Here is a 17,451-nt window from a genome sequence, read left to right on the forward strand (position 1 = left end):
TTGATGCGGGTTCCCCCCTTAAGTTCGAGACGAGCAAGTGGGCACTATTGTAGAGGATGAACCTCGCCGCCAGCATCGTTCATGAGCAGCGTCCTGATTGCGTCTGCGGTTGCCGCCGAGCGGCCCCAGCAGGCTGCCTGATGCCCGGCCGCGGCATACACCCGATGGGTTTGATCGCCGCCAGGTTGAGGCTTTGGCCGGCTACCGCGTGCCGGAACCCGACCTTGCCGGTTTCATCGGCAACGATCCCAAGACTCTGCGCAAGGACATCGATAGGAACTTCATCACCTCAGACCAAGGCCAACGCCAGGTTGCCGAGAACCTCTTTCGCAAGGCCACCGGTGAAGGCCGCGAGGCAGTGACGGCCGCGATCTTCTCGTTGAAGTCGCGGGCCCGCTGCAGGGAAACGATGCTCTGACCGATACCCGAGGCATAGGCGGCGAGATTGCCCAGGAGGGCTTCGACATCAACTTTGGGATGGTCTTGCGCGGCTTCCCGGCCTGGCTGGCAAACCCCGCCTTTGAGCAGATGATATTTGAAGGCCTGGACGATCTGGAAGCACGCTTCTTCGCGCCTCAGCCGCCTAGGGGGCGATGCTCGAGCGCTTCCAGGCGAAGGCCGGCTCACTGGCGCCAGCCGCGGTGCGGGAGATTTTCGAGACGTTTGCGCACCCGAAAGTGCCTGTCCGCGTGCCGCGCGTGTCCAGAGCCTGATCACACCTCCGTTGCCGGCAACTGCGGGCTCAATCGAGATTATGAAACGGGTGCCGCCGACCTTACGCTCCGCCCAACGCGTGAAACGCAGAACCGGGTAGCAGTAGGCGAAATAAATTAGGGCGATCACCCCGCTGCTGCAGGAGGGCCGCGTCCTCGTGGAAGGAACGCCAGAGGAGATCAAGGCCAATGCAAAGGTGCAGGAAGCGTATCTCGGCGGGATCCACGAGGAGGTAGCATGAGCCTGCTCGAGGTCGCCGGGCTGAACAGCTACTACGGTGACAGCCACATTCTATTCGACGTGTCGTTGCGTGTTGAAAAGCACCAGGTGATCGCGCTTCTTGGCAGGAACGGCGCCGGCAAGTCGACGACGCTGAAGAGCCTGATGGGTGTTGTGAGCCCGCGTACGGGCAGTATCAAGCTGGATGGTGAGGAACTGGCCGGCAGGAAGGCACACAGCATAGCTCGACGCGGAATGCAGCTGGTCCACGAAGATCGCCGCATCTTCGGCAGCTTGACCGTTGAAGACAACATCATCCTGGCTGGATTGGCCGCCGACAACAGATGGCCGCTCGAGCGTATATACGAGATGTTCCCACGGCTGAAAGAGCGCCGCGGCAGCCGGGGTACCGATCTTTCGGGCGGCGAACAGCAGATGCTGGCGATCGCCCGCGCTCTTGTTCGGGACCCGAAAATCGTCCTGCTCGACGAGCCGTTCGAGGGCCTTGCACCTGTCATCGTACAGAATCTCGTTCGCACCTGCCGCGACCTAGCCGAGGCCGGCCACACCCTCGTTCTGGTCGAACAGAACCTGGCTGCAACGCTGTCGTTGGCAAAGCGCGTCTACATCATCAACAACGGTCATATCGTCCACGAAGGCCCTGCCGCGGAGATCAAGGCGCAGCCCGAACTCTTGCAACGCTATGTCGGTGTTTAGCTGGGGCGATCTGGTGTTCCTGGTCGTCCCGCGACCGCAGGCGCGCGACTGGAATCAGGTCCCGCAACCCGGACCACGCAGCGCCGTTGCACCCGGCAGACCCTCACAAGCAGCCTCTGCGAGCAGCTGCTGAGTGGGGAGAGCTCGCCAGGCCCACACGACATCCGTCGCGCTCGGCGTGACGGATCAGCTTGGGACAGGTCGCTGCGCTGGTTGAACGCGTCACCCTTGATTGTTGTCGTTCACGCTCAACTGGGCGCTGCGCTCAGTTCGCAAACGGTGCATGGCGGTCTGGTGGACAGGCACGCGCCGCACGCCCGGTGCAGCCCGGGTGCAACCGAGTGGCATCTCTTTTCAGTCGTGGTGACAGCACAGCGCCTTCAGCAGCCGAGAACCCCAGAACGCCGTCGACTTGTTCACCGGCTGCTGCGGTCGCGTCTAGCCGAACCCGCGCTTTCGGCGGTCAGACCCATTCGTCTGATGAGCCACGGCATGGTCAAGCCTTGGACAAAGATGGAAAAGGCAACGACTGCGAATGCGACAACGATTATTTGACTGCGCTCGGCGATGTTTTCAGGAAGTGCGAGCGCCAGGGCCAGAGCAAGCGCGCCGCGCAGACCGCCCCAGACCAAAATGTGCTGGTAGCTTGCATCCACCTTGAGGGGCGTCGCAGCAAGGAGGGCACAGAAAGGATAAATGGCCAAGGTCCGACCAACCAGCACGAGCATGACAGCGACCGCCGAGGTGCCTGCGAATATCCCAAACGGCTGATGGGCTTCATGGCCGCCGATCAGGATGAACACGATCGAATTTGCCAGGAAGGCCGCGTACTCCCAGAACGCCAGAACGTGACTTCTGGCATTGGCGGAAATAGCGCCTTTCCAGCCGACGTTGCCGACAATCAAGCCTGCGGTGAGAGTAGCCAGCACGCCCGACATGCCAAGATCCTCCGCAAGCAGAAACGAACCATAGGCCGCGATGGTCGTCAGGGTAATTTCAACGAGATGGTCTTCGGTCCGGCCGGCGATCACAAGGAGCACAGCTGCCACGGCCGCGCCGGAGGCAATCCCACCCGCGACCGTCCAGAGCAGCGACCCAGCAATGCTCAGGGACGTCGCTTCGGCGCCTGCCGCGATTGTCGCGAGGATTCCGAAGCCAACCGCGGCTGCGCCGTCATTGAGCAGACTTTCTGATTCGACAAGCAGAGCGAGGCGGGGCTGAACCTTCATCTCCTTGAACGCCGCGATAACCGACACCGGATCGGTCGCCGCTATCAGCACGCCGAACAGCCCGGCACCGATCCAAGTCCATCCGAGCAGCAAATGCATGCCAGCCGCAACCACTGCGGCGGCAATCGCGACCCCGGGAAACGTGAGCAGAATGGTGACCGGCAGATTCACCCGAAAATAACGCCACTCGATCGCAAGTGCCGCCTGGAAGATCAGCGGTGGCAAAAACACCGTGAAAATCAGATCCCGACTGAGGGGGAGTTCGGCAACGCCGGGCATGAAGCCAAGGGCGACACCTGCCGCAACAAGCCCGACGCTGTAAGGAAGTTGCAGCCGTCTGGAGATCATCGCCACCAAAGAAGCGGTGAGCAGGATCATCCCCAGGGTGAGGATTGAAAGATCGTTCATGGCGGCCTCAGGTTTGGTCTGATCAGGTCAACTAGGGCCCTGAGGCTCCACTGGAACCGCCGGTGCGACGAAGTTCGCGTAATCCGAAGCGGCGATGTGCCGAGAGCAGGCCCGGATGGACTTCCCACGCGCTCCGGCCGATCTGGTCGCGCCAATATGTTCCTGATCACAAACTCGTCGGAGACGGAACAATGCGGGGTAAAGCAAAATAGGCCGCCTACGCAATGCTTCGTGACCGATGGTTTGAAGACGTTGCCAGGCTATCTGCTCTCGGTGAGTTGACCTCAGGCCGCCGGGCTGGTGTCGTGCTAGACTAACGGCGACGGCGTGTACTCCGGATCCTGGGGCTTGCGTCTCCGCCCTTCCCGCACCCTCAGCTTCACAGGCGCAGAAGTTTGACGACACTCAGTGGGACAATGGTTCGCAGCGCGATACGCGCGTGGTGCTCACCTCCGCCTCCGCATCTCTAGCAGGCTCTTGTCCGTTATGGTGTTTCGTCGCGCTGCATTTTGCGGCTGACACTTGTGCGGCCTCGCTGGAATTGCAAGGCGCTGTGCCCGAACATCGCTCCGAGCGCGGCCCAGAGAAGGGTGCTGAACGTAAGCGGACTGGCGAGCCATTCCAGCATGGGCACGGCGTCGCCCGGCCAAGCGTAGGCGAGATAGCCGAGTGCAGTCGACAGGGCGACCCCAGCAGCGACAGCGAATCCCGGTTCCAAAATCGATCTCGTCACAACGCATCAGGGAACGCTAAGAAAAGGGGCCGATCAAGAGCGATAATGCGATCGTGCAATCTTATCCATCAAACGCTCCCATGCGCAAATGTGAATTGCTGCCTGAGCGCCATCCGATTATCTGCTGCCTGTGAACATCTCGAAACTCATGATCTGGATAATGCTAGCGGTGTTGCTGGCCATCGTCATTTACCTGTTCGTTCAGGCGGACGCATCTGACTGGTCGCAGCGACCTTAACCTTTGCCGGGAATGGGCGTCGTGGACGTCATCGTGAGCTGCAGGAGAAGGGCAAGATTCTAAGGAGTCTTAAACTGAGACAGCATTCACAAGGATTGCACTTGGTGCGTTTGGTGAGCCCATTTTTTCGAAGATTTCAGGCATAGTTGATGGTCCTGCGCCGCCACCTCAGTAGCCCTTTAAAGAGTTCCGAGGGTTGTCACCACTCGGGGTGTCTCTGAACCCGTTTTCACTGATCAGATTGCGGGCATCGTTGTTCGGTGCTGGAGATTTCGTTGTCGGCGACGCCGTGGGAACAAGCGCGCGGCAATCTGTATCGGGCCTACGCATTAGGTCGCGCCGGAAGTGGCGCGTCCTACATAAGACGCGATTATAGATGCGCCGATCTCCGGGACGACGCGCGGGCAGTTCCTGCCCCGCAGTGTGGCTGCCGCCAAGGCATTCCGCTCAGGCGGTCAAACCATGCTTGACGCCTGCCTCGACATGCCGGCGCAGCACGGTCTGCGCCGTGACCACATCCCGGGTCAACGCTGCATCCAGCAACTGTCGGTGTTCGTCGGCGGCGATTTGCCCACGAAAAGTCAGCGAAATCATCTGATACCGCAAATATTTGTCAAAAATCGCGGCATGCGTTTCCATAAGCGCACGGGACCCGCAGGCGGAGATCAGCGACTGGTGGAACTCCCAGTCGTAGCGTTTCCAGTCCTTGGTGACCGACCGGTCTCCGCTAATCATCCTGATTTCCATCTGGTGTAGCTTGTGGTGGGCCGACACCACCTTGCCCTCCCATTCCACATCGCCGGCGCCGAATGACAATTCCATCGCGTGGCATTCGAGCAATTGACGCAACGCAGCAATTTCCTTGAGGTCCCCTGGCGAGACCGGCGCAACTTCGAAGCCCCGCTGTCCTTCTGCAACGACGAGCCCATCGGAAGCCAGGCGGTTTAGTATTTCCCGCAGGGTTGAGACGCTGGCTCCATAGAGGCCCTTCAGTCTTTCCAGCTTGAGCTTCTCGCCGGGAACAAGTCGGCCAAAGATTATATCGGCCCGTATCTGCCGATAGGCCGTATCCGATATCGTGGCGTCGGACGCGTTCGCAAGCATTTGACAGGAATATCATAAGTTTCTCGAAATACCATACATCGGGGCCACCGTCCTGAGGACTTCGAAGCTCCTCACGCTCGCAAGGATGCTGTCCAGCGCGACCGCGGGGGATGCGAGCGACTGCTCTCCAATGTGAGGCGAATTGTCATACAAAACTCCGAATATCTGACGTCCTGCGCTACGTGGGTTGAAGGAGGAAGGTTGTCGTGCGATGCTCGATGCGTGAGGACTGGGCGTGACGTCGCCCGACATGCAATTCAGGGAGGAAAAGCATGACCACTATCACGATCGATCGCCGCAGGTTTCTCCGCACAACCGCTTTCGCCGTAGCCGGTGCCATGTACGCCTCACGCGTCAACCGCGCCCTGGCGCAGGACAAGATCACACTGAGGCTATCGTCACCGGCGACACCGGGCGACCAGCGTGCGGTGGCGCTGACCAGTGTGTTCGCCCCCTCAGTCAGCGCCTTCGCCACGTTTGAGCCGCACTGGAACGCCGAACTGTTCAAGCAAGGCACCGAGCTGGAAGCAATTGCGCGCGGCAACCTCGAAATGTCGATCACCTCGGCGCAGGAATTGGCATCGCTCTATCCCGAATGGGGTATTTTTACCGCTGGCTATCTTCATCGCGACGCCGAACATCAGAAGAAGGTTTTCGCGGCTGACTTCATGGGGCCGATGAAAAAGAAGGTGGAAAATGAGCTCGGCGTCAAGCTCTTGACGGTGATGTATCTCGGCCGCCGCCAATTGAACCTCCGCATCGACAAGGAAATCAAGACCCCGGACGATTTGGCCGGCGTCAAGCTCAGAATGCCCGGTACCGATGCCTGGCAGTTTCTTGGCAAGGCGCTCGGCGCCAATCCGGTGCCAGTGGCGTTTACCGAAATCTACACAGCCCTTCAGACCGGCGCGATCGACGGCCAGGACAATCCGCTGCCGTCCGACAAGGACTCCAAATTCTATGAGGTCACCAAGCAGATTTGCCTGACCAGTCACCTCGTGGATCTGAACTACCTCGCCTTTTCGAAAAAGGTCTGGGACGGGCTTGCACCCGATCAGCAGGCGGCGGTGCAGAAGGCGGCTGACGATGCAGCCGAGTCCGGACGGCAAAAGCAGCTGAAGCTGGAATCGGAACTCGAGCAGTTCTTCAAGGACAAGGGTTTGAAAGTCTACGCACCCGACGTCGACGCCTTCCGCAAACATGTGCAGAAGGCCTATCTGGACTCCGACTTCGCCAAGGACTGGCCGGAAGGCATGGTCGACAAGATCAACGCCCTCTGAGCCGGGAAAGACCGATGTCCGCAACCATCCGCTGGTTGCAGGCGCGGGCCGATAACGTGGCGGTGGCGCTTCTCGCCGCCATGTTCATCGCCTTCATCCTGCAGATATTCACGCGCTACGTGATCAACGATCCGCTCGGATGGACACTGGAAGTGTGCCTGACGACCTGGCTGTGGCTGGTGTTCTGGAGTTCGGCATTCGTGCTCACCGAGCGCGACCACGTCACGTTCGACCTGTTCTACCTGATTGCCAGCCGCCGGACCCAGCGCGTTTTCGCGCTGATCTCGGCGGCGGCGATTGTCGCTGGTTTCTTGGCGGCGTTGCCGGCAACATACGACTACCTCGCCTTCTACAAGATCAAAAAAAGTGCCACGCTGCGCATCCGGCTCGACGTCGTGTTCAGCGTCTATGGGCTGTTCGCCGTTGCCGTGATCGTGCGCTACGCGCTGCGCCTATGGCAACTTGCCCGCGGCGGCGCGCCCGAGCCGCATGACGAAGCGACGCCGCTGTGACCGCCGCTTTCTCTCTTTGCCTGCTGGCGCTGTTCGTCCTCGCTGGGATTGGCACGCCAGTCGCCTATTCCATGATCGTGGCGGCGATCGTCTATCTTGCAGTCAAAGGTCAGGACCTGGGGCTTGCCGCCGAGCAGATCATCCAGGGGCTCTATGACGGCTTCATCATCTTGGCCGTACCGCTATTCATCGTCGCCGCCAACATCATGAACGCTGGCACGATCAGCGAGCGGCTGCTGGCCTTCTGCGTGGCGATCGTAGGGCGCCTGCGCGGCGGACTCGGGCATGTCAATGTCGTCGCCAATCTGATCTTTTCCGGCATGTCGGGTTCGGCAGTTGCTGATGCGGCCGGCCTCGGCAAGATCATCATCGAGATGATGACCAGGGACGGCCGCTATCCGCGCGGCTACGCCGCCGCCATCACCGCCGCCGCTTCGACGATTGGGCCGATCATCCCGCCGTCGATCCCGATGGTGATGTACGCGCTGGTTTCGGATGCCTCGATCGGTTTCCTGTTCCTCGGCGGCATTCTGCCTGGGCTGCTGATGGGCGCGGTGCTGATGGGCCTCAACGCGTGGGTCGCCCGCAAGCGCGATTTCGCGGTCGAGGAAGCCGTGCCTCTGCGAGCCTTGCCGAAGGTGACTCTCAATGCATTTCCGGCGCTGCTTATGCCGGTCATCCTGCTCTACGGCATCTATGGCGGCGCGACGACGCCGACCGAAGCGGCAGCCGTCGCGGCCGCCTATGCGCTGGTACTGGCCGGCGTGTTTTATCGTGCGCTGAGCTGGCGGAAGCTTTATGGCATCCTTTCAGAAAGCGCACGCTCGTCCGCTGCCGTTGGCCTGGTCATCGGCGGCGCCCTGATCTTCAATTACATCGTCGCCAGCGAAAACATTCCGGCCCACATGGCAGCCTCGCTGCAGGGACTGCACATATCCCCACTCGCTTTCATGTTCATAGTCAACGTGCTGCTGCTGCTGCTTGGTTGTCTGCTCGACGCTTCGACGATCATACTGGTCATCGTACCGCTGTTCATTCCGACCTGCCGGCTGCTCGGGATCGACCTTGTGCATTTCGGCGTCGTGGTGGTGGTCAACACCATGATCGGGCTGATTACGCCACCCTATGGGGTCGTGCTGTTCGTCATCAATGCGACGACGCGCATTCCGCTGCGCGAAATCATCAGCGAGATCTGGCTATTCATCGGCGTGCTGGTCTTTGCGCTACTGCTAATGATGCTGTTTCCGGAAATCGTGCTGTGGTTGCCGAGGCAGTTCGGATACCAGGGATGAGCACGGCTCCGCACGATCGCCGAAGTGCCGGCCTCACCGACCCGGTCAGGCTTGGGTTGATCGGCGACAACATAAAGCGCTCGCGTTCGCCGGACCTGCATCGTCTCGCCGGCCGCCTCAGCAGCCTGGACGTCAGCTATGACCTCTTCATCCCGCGCGAGATGGGTAAGGACTTCGACGCCGTGTTCGACGCCTGCCGCGACGCCGGTCTTCGCGGCATCAATGTTACCTATCCATACAAGGAGATGGTGGTCTCCAGGCTGTGCATACACGACGACCTGATCAGACGCATCGGTTCGGTCAACACAGTGGTGTTCGACCCGCATTGCGCGCGGGGCTACAACACCGACCATACGGGTTTCGTCGCCGCCTATCGCGCAGTCTTCGACGACATGGCGCCGGGCAAGGTCGTCCTGATCGGAGCCGGAGGAGTCGGCAAGGCCGTGGCCTTCGGACTACTGGCCCTCGGGGCTGATGGCCTGACCATCATCGACAGAGATGCCGGCAAAGCGCGGTCACTAGCCGCCGCGATCGCGACCGCCTCGAAGGGCGCTGTCGCAACGTCCTCCGGCGTCGACGTCGGTCCGGCGATGGACGGCGCGGGAGGCATCGTCAATTGCACGCCGCTCGGCATGCACGGACATCCGGGCTCTCCGGCGCGGCTGGAATTGCTGCGGGAGCTGCGCTGGGCATTCGACGCCGTCTACACGCCGGTCGACACGCAGTTCAAACAGCAGGCGGAGGCGGCGGGCATCAAGGTTCTCAGCGGTTTCGAGCTGTTCTTTCACCAAGGTGTCGAAGCCTTCCGTATCTTCACCGGGCGGACGCCAGCCGATCTTGGATCGTTGCGCCGAATGCTCCTCGAAATCCCGCCAATTGATCAAGGATAATACCTGTGTCCGAAGACCATCACATGCGCAAGAAGATCGGCCTCAGCGCGGCGCTGACAACACCGTTTGAGCAAAGTGGCGCAATCGACTGGCCCCGCTTCGTCGCACACGCTGGACACTTGCTGGGGCAAGGTATGCGGGTGGTAACCGCCTTCGGCACGACCGGCGAAGGCATATCAATTTCGGCCTCGGTCCGCGCGACCCTCTACGAGAGAACGGCCGCGGCCGGCATCGACGCCGGCAGCCTGATCGAATGTGTCTACGGGCCGTCGTCCGAGGACGCAGGCGACCACGTCCGGCGATCGCTTGAGGCTGGTTGCGGCGGCATCCTGCTGACGCCCCCCTTCTATTTCAAGCAGCCAACGGAGGAAGGCATCTATCGCTGGATCAGTGAGGTGCTGGAGCGCTCCGGCGTGGCCGCCCGCGACGTCATCCTCTACAACATCCCGGGCCTTACCGGTGTCCGTATCGGCCCGAAACTGGTCGCGCGCCTGCGCGTCGCCTTTCCGCAGGCCATCGCCGGCGTCAAGGACTCCAGCGGCGACTGGGAGCAGACAGTGGCGCTGCTTGCCGAGCATCGCGACCTCGCCATACTCGTAGGCCATGAAGGCCATCTGGCGAGAGCGGTCAGGCAAGGCGCCAGCGGGGCGATCAGCGGGGTGGCCAATTTCGCGCCGGCGCTGCTGGCGAAACTCGTGCGCGGTGAGGACGATCCCTTGATCGATCACTTGCTTGGCAAGCTCCTGAAGCTGCCCGTCGTGCCAGCGGTCAAGGCGGTTCTGGCCCAACGAACCGGTGACGCCGTATGGTTGCGCGTTCGCGCTCCACTCGAGGCACTCGAAGAAACAAGCGACCTGCAGGCCTGCATGGAAATAGCAGCGATGGTTTAGGAAGAGCCATCTGGCGAAACGCCAACGATGACCCTCCCTCTACGGCATCCGTCGGCGCTTATCCTGGAGAAGTCCCGTGAACAACAACGCGGAGGAAATCATACGTGCAACTTCAGCGCTTATATAGAATGTGCGGATTGCAGCGCACCTGAGGTAGCAAGGATCCACTCAGGCGTGAACTCGTCGGGCTGTTCAGACTTGGCTGACCGAGTGTTAACCGGCCGACGCCCAAGATCAATCCGCCTCCCGATTGCCGTATCCATGGAAGAAGGATTGGATTTCCTCCATGTCGACGCGGCCGTCGCCGTTTTCGTCTACCGCATTGAATATGCGGTCTACAAAGTCCTCGATTTCGCTCTGTGAGACCGATCCATCGCCGTCGGCATCCACGATGGCAAACATCATTCGCATCGCTGCGCCATGCATCATTCTGGCTCCCGTGCGGCCGCCACCTTCGGCCATCCGGTCTCGTTCACGCGGTCCCATTCTGTAGCCCCGGCTTCCGCGGTCGCCACTTTCACGGTCTGGCTGGGAGCGCCCATCTGCGTGCGACCTTTCCTGCATCATCTCGTTCATCATCTGGCGCATCATTGTCCTCATCGAATCCTGGGGCTGTCCTGTGCCGTCGGACGGCCGTTCGGGGCCATGATCCTCTGCTTTGACAGCGGGCACCGGCGTTCCGCTGGACTGGGCCAATGCTGGCAATGCGCATACGGCAAGGGCCCCGGCGATTGCCGTCGCTTTTATTGCTCCCGTCATCTTGCTCTCCTTTCGGATGTTCGGACCGGTGCCGGCATCTCAACCAAACCTGCTGCTCCGTTTATAGTTCCTCGCGACGCGCAAAAGACCGCTTCGGAGAAAGCGGCACGCCTGCTCACAAGCTTTTTGGGGCTTCTATTTTTGGGGACAAACGACAAAGAGTGCGGCCGTGTACCGAAAACAGTGGATGGCCGCACACATTGGGAGGCTTCAGGAAGAAGGCGCCGTCTGCAACGTTCAGGTCCACCTTCCGCTGGATTCATAGGCCCGCGACCGCCAGCAAATGGGGTAGCGACATTCGATCATCGCCTCAGCCATGATAGCTGGTGGCACGAAATAGACGGAGGGTAAGATAGCGCGGCCACGTATGGGCAACGTCTTTTAGTCCCCAACAATTCCGCGCGAGCGGACTGTCAGTTTTCGGCCCCAAATGGATGCTCTAATATATCGCGAACATTCTCGCGAGCTCGGTGCTGTCTTTCGTCCGCGAATGCCCTGTGTCTCGGTCCGTCATGCCGACGCCATGCAAGTCAGACGGCGTAGAGATCCGTCTCCTCCCAGGAAGGGCCGCCCTCGTGGACTACCAGACGTAGGCAGGCTCAAGTTGAAGAAGTTGTTAACCCGACCGCTCGCCACCGGTGTCGGCCAAGCTATACTCATACACCGCCCACCGCCGCCTCGTTTTCATCAACGACGCGGAACCAATGGTCCTGCAGGGCCCGTGGCGAGACCTTTCGACCTGCGACCATTTCGGCGGCCTTCATAGGATCGCCTCCCGCGACGGTACGAGAGGACACGTCCCTGTAGAGCTCTTCTATCTGGTAAACAGCCATTATATGTCACCGGCCCCTGAGCGCCTTCGCCCCTAGCCCGTGGCGCGGTCGTTCCCGTGTCTGGCAATGAGATCCCTTACCGTTGGGGAGTGATGCCGGCCTTCTGGGCGAAATATTCGGCTTCGTTATCCTCCTCCGCCGACACGCGGCCGCGATCGTGAAAATCGCGCTTCACTCTTGTCGTCTGTCATTGCCTTTCCTCGCTGAGTTCTGGTTTTGGCCACTTGCGGCTGACGTCTTGGCGTCTTTCGAATGCGCGGCCATAGCCGGACCAGCGCCGGTCGCCTTTCGCATGTCGCCGCTGGCCTTCGCCGGCGATGATTTCCGGCTGAACAAGCCTGCGAAGTACTTACCGAAGAAACTCATGCTCCATCCTCCGCGACGGCCTAGCAAGGCTTGGCGATAGTCGATTCCCATCGTTCAACTCCCAGGACGATCGACGGTTCCTTTGACCAAAGCTCGTATCGGGCTTGAAAGCTATTTCAGCTCATGCCTCAACGGGCCGTCCCGGCATGCGCTGCGGTGCAAACGCTCTCAAGCAGCTCTCTCAGCGAGGATCAGCCGCCGTCCTTGCCCTCAAGGGCTGCGTGGGGCGGCCCTGCTTCCGTGCCCAGTGCTCGGACATCCTCCTCTCCGCTGATGCAGCAGGGGCTGGAGCGCCCCTGTATCTTAGGGACGGTCCCTCGTTCGACGGAGGGCGTTGGTCGAATGTCTGCCATATTTGGGGTAGACGCTGGGGTACTTGGGAGAAAGCTAATGCCGGCACTCACATTGGCCGTGGAGATTGCAGACGCGGTAGCAGCGGCAAAGAAGCGGCGACAATTTTCGTTTGACCTGAAATCCAAGGCACAGGAACTTGCGAAGGCTCACCCCGATGCGGAAGCGAGCGTCGGTGATGTGACAGATGTCCTCGAAGAGGAGAGCCTGGCCGCTGGCGTCACACCCGTATCAGAGCCATAGCCGTTAGCTTGCCACGCAAAACTGATTGAGATCAACTTTTACGTATGCTGGCCAGTATGTGGGAGCCGATTGTCAGCGCGCCGTTTTCCAAGATGCTGGAACTCGCAGTTCTGGACCGAGAAGGCGCGCACTCGCTGGTTTTTCCCGTGTGAGCGGGCCGAATTTGGATGGAGGCATGGCCTCAGCGGGGTGCCAGTCGATATCCAACCCCACGCATTGGCGCGATCGGGTTGAGGAGGGGCGCCCGAAGCCGCGATTATTCCGGTCCGAGCGTCACTGAAAGTCTCTGCCAAAGCTCTCACGCTCGGGAGACGCGTTTCCCTTGAATGTCCTGCAGGTCTAGTTTGTCGAGCTTCTGTTGTTCCTGGTCCAATGGGCCCTGAATCACCCGTTTCTTCAAAGCCTTGAAGCGGTTTACGTTGCGTTGCGCGATACCGATCCATGAGGGTGTCTCGCTCCTGTATCCGCCCCGGGGTGTCCCCTTGGCAAGCTAGCAGGAAAAAATCGTTCCTGACGAGTAGGGACAAGCGTCTTGGCGGTCTGGCACCCTGAGAGCCGCGCGGCAACCGGGCAGATAGCCGCTCAGAGCGGCGTTCACTTGTGTGCTTGCGCGCATGACGAGGGGAAAAGTCAGAGAGGCGGGCGCACCATTCGGTCCCTCCAGGCGTCCGTCGAACACAGCGGGAAGTCGTCAGCCTGGCTGAACTCTATGGGCTTGGGAGCAACAAGCTTGAGCCGCACCTGGTCTCGGGAACGTCCCGATGGACGATCTAACGGGCCGTTCTGGTGGCCGTAGACGAGAACCGCTTTCCAGCTTTGGGTTGTCGAATATGAAGATCACAAAATATTTCGCCGGGAACGTCGCTTGACTCTGTCGGTTCTGGTTGTTCGGGGAAGTCGAAACGCGATCCTCGAATTTCGCTAGCTTTGAACAATGGGCGAACGCCGTTCTGTTTGGAACAGCAAGCCAACCGAAGGAGAGACATTGATGGTGAAGAACAGTTCGTCCGGCGCTGCGAACGGCCTGGAAAGCCTGTTCGTGGGTGGCCTGAAAGACATCTACTATGCGGAAAAGAAAATTCTAAAGACGCTGCCGAAGATGGCCAAAGCGGCGCAATCGGAAGAGGTGAGCGCAGCCTTCGAAAAGCATCGCACCGAGACGGAAGGTCAGATCGACCGGCTCGAGCAAGTTTTTGAAATGCTAGGCAAGCAGGCCCGGGGCAAGACGTGTCCCGCGATCGACGGCATCATCGAAGAAGGTTCGGAAATCCTCGAGGAATACAAGAACGAGCCGGCACTCGACGCGGGCCTCGTGGCGGCCGCCCAGTCGGTCGAGCACTATGAAATAGCGCGCTACGGCACGCTGATTGCGTGGGCGGAGCAACTGGGCCTGAAAGATGCCCTGCCCTTGCTGCGCCAGACTCTCAAGGAAGAATCCGCCACCGATGAGACCCTAACTAAGCTCGGCGAAAGCGGTGCGAACGAGCGGGCCTTGCAGGCGGCCGCCTGAGACGCCTCGCATACGCTCGGTTCGCGTGCCAAAAAGGCCAACTGGCGATGCGGCCTCAGTCTCCCGACCGAGGCCGCGGTTTTCTGGGTTACCAACCGCAAATGTTGTGCGAAGAACGGTCAGCGCGCAGTCTTTTCTATGTTCGCGAAACCCTTTGCCGAGAACCTCTTTCGCAAGGCCACCGTGAAGGCCGCGAGGCAGTGACGGCCGCGATCTTCTGGTTGAAGTCGCGGGCCCGCTGCAAGGAAGCGATGGTCCACGAACATGTGGGCCAACCTTTGTGCGCCATTCTGCGCCAATTCGTTGACCTGCGAGGCGAAATGAAGCTGAACAGAGCCAGCGCTGCGAAGGCGCCAAGCACGCTCAATACGACAGCCGCGACCCGGGGCATGCCGGCCCGTTTTAGCGAGGAAACCATCGGGGCGAGTGCGAAGGTCAACAGTAGGGCAATCGCTATCGGCAGGAAAACCTCGCGCCCGAAATACAGAGCGGCTACGGTCACTACGACCGTCGCGACGGTCGGCAACGCGGTGCGCCGATGTGCTACCGAAAGGGTACTTTGCAGTCCGGAGAAGGGATATCTGCCGTTACGATCGATCCCCACAATAACCCCTCCACCTTGCCCTTCAGTGACAGGGCGCCTGGTCAGTTGGCCTGCAACGTTAGCAGAGACTAATGGTTGCAGTGGGTTTTTGCGAATATGCAAGGTTCGAATCCATAACCCAATGCGAACTTGGACGCGTACCGGTGCAGGAGTGTAATTGTTCCGTCCAAGACGAGGATGCCGCGAATCGACGGTCCTGCATCAAACGGCTTCGCGGGTTGGCAATTGCCCCGGACAACCGGGGCGTCCGGTCGTTTTGAATTGCGACGTTTGCGAAGGGGTCATCGAATCCTCACCACTCACCACTCACCGATTGCCATTAAGGGCGACGTAGGCGACACTTGCATCCAGGATGGAAAGCAATGCATGACGTGAAGTAGACATTGTTCAGTCTCCCCTTCAACTTCAGCGATAGCTAAATTAACACAAGAGAAGATGGACGCGTCACAGGGAGATATGGGGAAACCGCGTGACGGTGAACCTAGGTATTCCCGTCACCAGCGATGCCGCTGTTGTCAGGCTGGTAACCGCGCCATCGATGAACACGACATCGGCTCATCGTGACATGGGATATGCCAGCGAACCTTCGGCGGTATCCCAACCTCCAGGCTGTGTTCTGCATCGGCGCGGAGACCAGTTTGCGAGGTCCTCTATCCCTCCAGTTGTGAAGCTCGTTCGCATGGTAGATGAGGACATTATCAGGCCGGGCGGTCGAAGAGTTTGTCCGCGGCGTGGGGGCGAGCCGGACGAGCCAATCAGCCGTACCGCAGGAAACCAGACCTTCACACAGGCACCGATTTGCGCGATCAACAGAAGCCTTCCTCACACGGTGCATCCATAATGAACGTCATCGCAGTCAGTCTCGTATCGCTCGTTCTGGCAATCGCGTGCGTTCTCGTCCACTACGAGGCTTTCAAAATGGTCGCGAGCTCGGCCCGGTCAACCGAGATCGGCGGATTTCCGAGCCGAGGACGATTGCTGATCGTTATTTTTGGAGCGCTTGCCGCGCATACCGTCGAGATTACGCTCTACGGTTTCGTCTTCTGGGGCCTCCATAGCTACGGCCTGTTAGGCGGAATCGTCGGAAAAATCTCCGATGGCTGGATCGACTTCCTGTATTTCTCCATCACAAACTATACAACGCTGGGAGTCGGTGATGTCAGGGCCGAGGGTCCGATGCGACTGATTGCCTCTTCAGAAGCGCTCACCGGACTGTTAAGCTGGACAGCCTCGTTCACCTACCTCTCTATGGAGAATTTTTGGAAGAGGAGGTAGAGCCGGAGATCGCCGGCCTGTCTTGGATGTGAGGTCTACGATAGAGACACCGACCACAGAAGGCATGCCGATGTTCCGGCCTCTCGTTCCCAGGCCGGCCATCGGGCAAAGGAGCGCCCCAAGTCTGAAAATCTCAAGCTTCTCGCCCTAAGAGAGCCGTACCTTTGACCGCACTGATCGCATGTGAATATCCGCGACGGACCTGATCCAGGCCGGAGCAGTTCGCGGAGTTCCAGGGTCTGGCTGACCAGGAGTCTGCGACAGCCTCCCTGATACGCCTTGGGCTTGTGGATCATCAGGCGCTTGGGAAGATGCTCGGGATAGACCTCGAGGAGCGTGATCTTCACTTCCGGTTTGCACCGGTTGCAGTCGAACTTCAGCTTCAGCGGGTCGACCCCACCGCGGAGCTACTCAGCATGTCGCCTCCTGGTCGGCCAGCCGGGGGCTTCATCGCCGAGCCTGCATACGAACGACCCGCCTCAAGAGCCCTTTCAAAAAAATTTCGTGGCGGCTGCAACCAATCCAAGTCTGTGAAGTTTGCAAGACTTGTGACCGTGATAGAGGGTTGACCTTGACTGCTTTCCTACCTGTGCAGATTACGTTTGTGAACTTTAAAACGAGGGCCATCTCGTCGGTGTCCGAAGCCAGAGCGGCAATGAATGGGGCTGGAAGAACAAGGAAATGCATTCCTATCGACAGGCATCGCGTTTGCTCGAAGAGGCCCAGGCGGGTACTTGCCGGCAATCCATCGCGTTCGAGGCCTTCGTCAAAGCCGCAAGAGATCAGGACATGGCTATTTCAGGTCAGCCAAGCAAGGGCCTCAGCCTCCTAGACGAGCTGGCAAGCTCGATCTATGATCAGGATCGCCAGCCGCCGTACTCGGTTTGAGCAGCGCGCCGCAGCGAGTCCAGCCTGCAAATGGAAGCCCGCGCCCCTCGGCAGAAAAGCCGGGCCGACCAAGTTTGGCCCTTGGCCAACAGCGCGAAGGGACATGGGGAGAGCGCTGCGTTTGCCCGAACTTGTATTCGATCAGGCCTTCCCGAGCATTGCAAAAAAGCCCGCCACCTTTCGGACGCGGGAGGATCTGGACTGTGCTGGGATCAACCAGCATAGGTCAACGAATGGCCACAGCGTTCGTTGCGGAGGGATTGACCCAGCAGATGCGCCACTTTTGGGTTCTTTGATGGCCTGCTACCCGGATCACCCCAAAAACAGAGCGCCCGCCTCAATCTGGCCAATGACGACTTACTCGCATCGGCAAACTCCTCTTGGCATGACTGGCGA

General features: G+C 59.9%; 14 protein-coding genes and 1 pseudogene. 12 read left to right on the forward strand and 3 right to left on the reverse strand.

Annotated elements, in window-relative coordinates; translation table 11 throughout:
* Positions 1-193: 193 nt before the first annotated feature.
* From O7A60_RS27535 to O7A60_RS27545, 3 genes and pseudogenes are all read left to right on the forward strand, one after another.
* Entirely contained in the window at positions 194-418 is a 225-nt protein-coding gene (locus tag O7A60_RS27535; protein ID WP_337108871.1) for a hypothetical protein, read from the forward strand.
* A 429-nt stretch (positions 419-847) separates the two neighbouring features.
* A pseudogene (locus O7A60_RS27540) lies at positions 848-955 on the forward strand (ABC transporter ATP-binding protein C-terminal domain-containing protein); the annotation flags it as partial.
* On the forward strand, positions 952-1,650 hold the full coding sequence (locus tag O7A60_RS27545) for an ABC transporter ATP-binding protein (protein WP_337108872.1): 699 nt from the start codon (positions 952-954) through the stop codon (positions 1,648-1,650). The pseudogene O7A60_RS27540 and the gene O7A60_RS27545, both read left to right, overlap by 4 nt.
* Before the next feature lie 416 nt (positions 1,651-2,066).
* Here O7A60_RS27545 and O7A60_RS27550 read toward each other — a convergent pair whose 3' ends face one another.
* Together O7A60_RS27550 and O7A60_RS27555 are read right to left on the reverse strand one after the other, a co-directional pair.
* Positions 2,067-3,287, reverse strand: a complete 1,221-nt coding sequence (locus tag O7A60_RS27550; RefSeq protein WP_337108873.1) for a cation:proton antiporter — start codon at positions 3,285-3,287, stop codon at positions 2,067-2,069.
* Between the two features lie 1,418 nt (positions 3,288-4,705).
* The gene (locus tag O7A60_RS27555) at positions 4,706-5,362 is read right to left on the reverse strand and encodes a GntR family transcriptional regulator (protein WP_337108874.1); all 657 of its coding nucleotides are present in this window, start codon (positions 5,360-5,362) and stop codon (positions 4,706-4,708) included.
* A gap of 272 nt (positions 5,363-5,634) precedes the next feature.
* On the opposite strand from O7A60_RS27555, the gene O7A60_RS27560 reads away from it, so the two are divergent.
* From O7A60_RS27560 to O7A60_RS27580, 5 genes are read left to right on the forward strand one after another with little or no spacing between them, the layout of a single operon-like run.
* Positions 5,635-6,642 (forward strand): sialic acid TRAP transporter substrate-binding protein SiaP, encoded by a 1,008-nt coding sequence (locus tag O7A60_RS27560; RefSeq protein ID WP_337108875.1) that lies wholly within the window; start codon positions 5,635-5,637, stop codon positions 6,640-6,642.
* 14 nt (positions 6,643-6,656) lie between these two features.
* Entirely contained in the window at positions 6,657-7,154 is a 498-nt protein-coding gene (locus O7A60_RS27565; RefSeq protein WP_337108876.1) for a TRAP transporter small permease, read from the forward strand.
* Positions 7,151-8,446, forward strand: a complete 1,296-nt coding sequence (locus O7A60_RS27570; protein WP_337108877.1) for a TRAP transporter large permease — start codon at positions 7,151-7,153, stop codon at positions 8,444-8,446. The genes O7A60_RS27565 and O7A60_RS27570 overlap by 4 nt, the downstream gene beginning before the upstream one ends.
* Positions 8,443-9,336 (forward strand): shikimate dehydrogenase family protein, encoded by an 894-nt coding sequence (locus O7A60_RS27575; protein ID WP_337108878.1) that lies wholly within the window; start codon positions 8,443-8,445, stop codon positions 9,334-9,336. The genes O7A60_RS27570 and O7A60_RS27575 overlap by 4 nt, the downstream gene beginning before the upstream one ends.
* A 5-nt stretch (positions 9,337-9,341) precedes the next feature.
* Positions 9,342-10,226: a dihydrodipicolinate synthase family protein gene (locus tag O7A60_RS27580; protein ID WP_337108879.1), complete on the forward strand. Its 885-nt coding sequence runs from the start codon at positions 9,342-9,344 to the stop codon at positions 10,224-10,226.
* 234 nt (positions 10,227-10,460) lie between these two features.
* Here the strand turns inward: O7A60_RS27580 and O7A60_RS27585 are convergent, their stop codons facing one another.
* Entirely contained in the window at positions 10,461-10,985 is a 525-nt protein-coding gene (locus O7A60_RS27585) for an EF-hand domain-containing protein (protein ID WP_337108880.1), read from the reverse strand.
* A gap of 1,589 nt (positions 10,986-12,574) precedes the next feature.
* Here O7A60_RS27585 and O7A60_RS27590 point away from each other — a divergent pair.
* The 4 genes from O7A60_RS27590 (at position 12,575) to O7A60_RS27610 (ending at position 17,055) form a co-directional block, all read left to right on the forward strand.
* Entirely contained in the window at positions 12,575-12,778 is a 204-nt protein-coding gene (locus tag O7A60_RS27590) for a hypothetical protein (protein ID WP_337108881.1), read from the forward strand.
* A gap of 988 nt (positions 12,779-13,766) precedes the next feature.
* Complete coding sequence (locus tag O7A60_RS27595) at positions 13,767-14,288, forward strand: YciE/YciF ferroxidase family protein (RefSeq protein WP_337108882.1); 522 nt, start codon at positions 13,767-13,769, stop codon at positions 14,286-14,288.
* Between the two features lie 1,444 nt (positions 14,289-15,732).
* Entirely contained in the window at positions 15,733-16,167 is a 435-nt protein-coding gene (locus O7A60_RS27605) for an ion channel (RefSeq protein WP_337108883.1), read from the forward strand.
* Between the two features lie 681 nt (positions 16,168-16,848).
* Positions 16,849-17,055 (forward strand): hypothetical protein, encoded by a 207-nt coding sequence (locus tag O7A60_RS27610; protein WP_337108884.1) that lies wholly within the window; start codon positions 16,849-16,851, stop codon positions 17,053-17,055.
* The last annotated feature ends 396 nt before the right edge of the window (positions 17,056-17,451 follow it).

Origin of the sequence: Mesorhizobium salmacidum (SeqCode) (assembly GCF_037179605.1) — a bacterium.
Taxonomy (GTDB): Bacteria; Pseudomonadota; Alphaproteobacteria; order Rhizobiales; family Rhizobiaceae; genus Mesorhizobium; species Mesorhizobium salmacidum.

What these genes read in the sequence shown, in the direction of transcription:
- O7A60_RS27595 (WP_337108882.1), top strand. Translation starts at nt 13,767, where the DNA reads ATGGTGAAGAACAGTTCGTCCGGCGCTGCGAACGGCCTGGAAAGCCTG.
- O7A60_RS27550 (WP_337108873.1), bottom strand. Translation starts at nt 3,287, where the DNA reads ATGAACGATCTTTCAATCCTCACCCTGGGGATGATCCTGCTCACCGCT.
- O7A60_RS27560 (WP_337108875.1), top strand. Translation starts at nt 5,635, where the DNA reads ATGACCACTATCACGATCGATCGCCGCAGGTTTCTCCGCACAACCGCT.
- O7A60_RS27575 (WP_337108878.1), top strand. Translation starts at nt 8,443, where the DNA reads ATGAGCACGGCTCCGCACGATCGCCGAAGTGCCGGCCTCACCGACCCG.
- O7A60_RS27605 (WP_337108883.1), top strand. Translation starts at nt 15,733, where the DNA reads ATGAACGTCATCGCAGTCAGTCTCGTATCGCTCGTTCTGGCAATCGCG.
- O7A60_RS27545 (WP_337108872.1), top strand. Translation starts at nt 952, where the DNA reads ATGAGCCTGCTCGAGGTCGCCGGGCTGAACAGCTACTACGGTGACAGC.
- O7A60_RS27585 (WP_337108880.1), bottom strand. Translation starts at nt 10,985, where the DNA reads ATGACGGGAGCAATAAAAGCGACGGCAATCGCCGGGGCCCTTGCCGTA.
- O7A60_RS27555 (WP_337108874.1), bottom strand. Translation starts at nt 5,362, where the DNA reads ATGCTTGCGAACGCGTCCGACGCCACGATATCGGATACGGCCTATCGG.
- O7A60_RS27590 (WP_337108881.1), top strand. Translation starts at nt 12,575, where the DNA reads ATGCCGGCACTCACATTGGCCGTGGAGATTGCAGACGCGGTAGCAGCG.
- O7A60_RS27610 (WP_337108884.1), top strand. Translation starts at nt 16,849, where the DNA reads ATGCATTCCTATCGACAGGCATCGCGTTTGCTCGAAGAGGCCCAGGCG.
- O7A60_RS27565 (WP_337108876.1), top strand. Translation starts at nt 6,657, where the DNA reads ATGTCCGCAACCATCCGCTGGTTGCAGGCGCGGGCCGATAACGTGGCG.